We start from the raw sequence: 1,198 nt of genomic DNA on the forward strand, positions 1-1,198 counted from the left end.
CGTGGTGACTCACTTTATGCATGTGCTTCGTCGTCTTGTGCGCTGGCGTCGCGACGGTCGGGGACGGAGCCGTAGGGGTGGCTGCCGGTGCAGTCGCGGCGGGTGCGGAAGCCTGGGCGAGCGCGACACGTATAGACGCCGAACTGTCGTATTTTTTGTTTGGCATCAGCCGCTGCGCAGGCGCGCGACCCATTGTTTTGCCAGGCATGCCTGTACACGCGCAGTAACTCTCATTGAAAAAATGACGGGTCGAGGGTGAAGCCTCCCGAGCGAGCGACGCAGGGATTTGCCTGGAGCAAGGACCACCAAGGCAACGCTGTTTGTTGACGACGAGTGCACGCTTACCACCAGCCCGCATCGGGAACTGCGCTTGCTACTCACCTTACGTCGAACGCGCGAGATGCCTGCCGGTTCTTCCCGCAAACCCTCAGCATAAGTTGCCTGTTGCCAGAGAGCGTTCAGTCGAACCCACCAAGCAGAATCAGGAGCAGGGTGTGTTACCCCGGAAGCGCATTTGTACTTTCGCGCTTGCCATCTTCGCCGGTTTAGCTGGTTCGATACCGGCTGCAACCGCCGCGGATGTTGCGCCGTCTCCCTCGGGACAACTCGATGGCGCGCCACTTGAGTCAGGCGAAAGCGAGCCCGACGGTTTTCCGGCCATCGTGGACCGGTACGGACCCGCTGTTGTGAATATCATGGCGCGGTCCGGGCCGAAACTGCCGGCCGTAGAGCCCCTCGATCCATCCGATCCGCTTGCTGCGCGCTTTGACAGTTCACCACCTGTGGACCAGCGAACGACGGGCGGTGTGCAGGCCGTAATGACGGGAGCCAGTTCGGGTTTCATCGCCAGTGCCGATGGTTTCGTCCTCACAACAGCGCAAGTCGTCGATCACGCAGACGATGTGAAAGTTACCCTGACGGACCATCGTGTATTCGAGGCGAAAGTACTTTTGATCGACGTGGAAAACGACGTGGCTATTCTTAAGATCGATGCCGCACGTTTGCCGGTCGTCATATTGGGTGAAGCCTCTCCCGTACGGGTTGGCGAACGGGTGATCGCGATCGGCGCGACGGCCGCTGGCAGCAACATTGTGACAACGGGCATCGTAAGTACCGCGCTGCGTACGTTGTCCGACGGCAAGCGGTTTGTGTTCATCCAGACTGCTGTACCGGCGAATCCGGATCACTCCGGCGGTCC

At 60.2% G+C, this 1,198-nt stretch carries 1 protein-coding gene; it reads left to right on the forward strand.

Annotation, left to right across the window (positions count from 1 at the left end; genetic code table 11):
• Window positions 1–494 precede the first annotated feature (494 nt).
• The coding region (locus tag H3V53_RS43095) for a trypsin-like peptidase domain-containing protein (protein ID WP_336603026.1) at window positions 495–1,198 on the forward strand (704 nt) is incomplete at its 3' end.

The sequence above is a fragment of the Paraburkholderia bengalensis genome (assembly GCF_037126505.1).
Taxonomy (GTDB): domain Bacteria; phylum Pseudomonadota; class Gammaproteobacteria; order Burkholderiales; family Burkholderiaceae; genus Paraburkholderia; species Paraburkholderia bengalensis.